Below are 1,800 nucleotides of genomic sequence, written 5' to 3'. Positions count from 1 at the left end.
GCGTGTAGGAGATGATCTCGCCCGGCAGCGAATTACCGATCGTGTGGCCGTGGATCGACGTCGCCATGCCGGCATAAAAGCGCAGCATGCCGAGCACGCGGTTCTTGTTGGCCAGCGTGCGCACGATGGGCATGCCCATATCCGTGGTGTCGGAAAGCGCGATCTCCTCCCAATGGCGCTCCATCAGGTCGGCGATCTTCAACAACAGCACCTGGCGCTCATAGGGCTTGAACCGGCTCCACGGCCCGTCGAAGGCGCGCCGGGCCGCCGCCACGGCGAGGTCGATATCGCCTGAATCGGACAACGGCACGGTACCGATCACGGTGCCGGTGGCGGGGTTGCGCGTCTCAAAGGTCCGGCCGCTGAGCGCGTCGCACCAAGCGCCGTCGATCAGCATCTTGCGGTGCCGGCCATCGATGGGCGTATGCAGCGGCAAGTCTCTCACCGGTACGGTCATGCTCGTGTCCTCAGAACCTAGCGGGCGGCCCAGATGAGACCCCGCTCGACAATCAAGGCCATTTCCGGCACCGCGAACTCGTCGGCATTGTGTCCGAGAGCGCTGTAGAAAACCTTGCCCGCCCCATAGCGACGCTTCCAGACGACCGGCATGACGACGCCGCCTATCCCCGGGAAATGCGCGTCGGTGAAAATGGTCGTGGCCAGCACCTCGTTGCTCGGATCGACATGCATGTAATACTGCTCCGACCGGTAGGCGAAATCACTGACGCCCGATGTGATCGGGTCGTCCGGCCTAGTGACGGCGACCCTGTAGTCGATGATGTCGCCGGGATGCGCGACCCATTGGCCGCCGGTCATGAACTGATAGTCGGGCTCGTTGCGAAAACTGTCGCCCATTGTGCCGTGAAAGCCGCCGAGCCCGCTTCCCCCACGAACGGCAAGTGTCAGGTTCTGCAGTTCGGCCTTCTCGATCGTCGACATCGTGATGACCGGCACGATGAGATCGAAGGAAGCAAGCTGCGGATCGGCGAACATCGCCGTGCCCTCGCCCAGCGTGACGTCGAACCCGTTGCGCTCAAGCAGCGCACGGATGATTTTGGCGCTCTGCTCCGGTGTGTGGCCTTCCCAGCCGCCCCAGGCAATCAGGGCCTTCTTCGGCATGGTTTTACCTCCCTGGAGCACTCCGTCCTGATCGATCCGGCGTCAGCGCCAGCCCAGCGCCGGCGCGACATGGGTCAGGATCGCCTCGATGACATGCGCATTGTAGTCGACGCCGAGCTGGTTCGGAACGGTGAGCAGCAGCGTGTCGGCCTCAGTGATCGCCTCATCCTGCGCCAATTCCTTGATCAGCACATCCGGTTCGGCCGCGTAGCTGCGCCCGAAGATCGCCTTGGTGTTCTCCTCGATGAAGCCGATCTGGTCGCGGCTCTCATTGCCGCGTCCGAAATAGGCGCGGTCGCGATCGTCGACCAGCGCAAAGATGCTGCGGCTGACCGAGACGCGCGGCTCACGCTTGTGACCGGCCGCCTTCCAGGCCTCGCGATAGATGCGGATCTGCTCGGCCTGCTGGATGTGGAACGGCTTGCCGCTCTCGTCGAATTTGAGCGTCGAGCTTTGCAGGTTCATGCCAAGCTTCGCCGCCCATTCCGACGTGGCATTGGTGGCCGCCCCCCACCAGATCCGCTCGCGCAAACCCTCCGAATGCGGCTCGAGGCGCAAGAGGCCGGGTGGATTGGGGAACATTGGCCGCGGATTGGGTTGGGCGAACCCCTCGCCGCGCAGCGTCTCGAGGAAGACCTCGGCGTGATGCCGCGCCATGTCGGCGTCGCTCTGGCCTTCCGG

2 protein-coding genes and 1 pseudogene are annotated in these 1,800 nt (G+C 64.1%); all 3 read right to left on the bottom strand.

All coding sequences use genetic code 11. The annotated features are described in order from the left end of the window. Positions 1–457, bottom strand: a 457-nt coding sequence (locus EN935_RS34185; protein ID WP_127374135.1) for an aldehyde dehydrogenase family protein, incomplete at its 3' end; no start/stop codon positions are given. Positions 458–474: 17 nt separating this feature from the next. Beyond that, positions 475–1,119, bottom strand: coding sequence for a ThuA domain-containing protein (locus tag EN935_RS34180; protein WP_127266081.1), 645 nt, complete (start codon positions 1,117–1,119; stop codon positions 475–477). A gap of 42 nt (positions 1,120–1,161) precedes the next feature. After that, a pseudogene (locus tag EN935_RS34175) lies at positions 1,162–1,800 on the bottom strand (LLM class flavin-dependent oxidoreductase); the annotation flags it as partial.

Source organism: Mesorhizobium sp. M7D.F.Ca.US.004.03.1.1, from assembly GCF_003998635.1.
Lineage (GTDB): Bacteria > Pseudomonadota > Alphaproteobacteria > Rhizobiales > Rhizobiaceae > Mesorhizobium > Mesorhizobium loti.
The sequence above is the reverse complement of the archived record's forward strand: the minus strand, read 5'-3'. Positions and strand labels throughout refer to the sequence as shown.

Coding starts and splice junctions, on each gene's coding strand:
- EN935_RS34180 (WP_127266081.1), bottom strand. CDS start 1,119: ATGCCGAAGAAGGCCCTGATTGCCTGGGGCGGCTGGGAAGGCCACACA.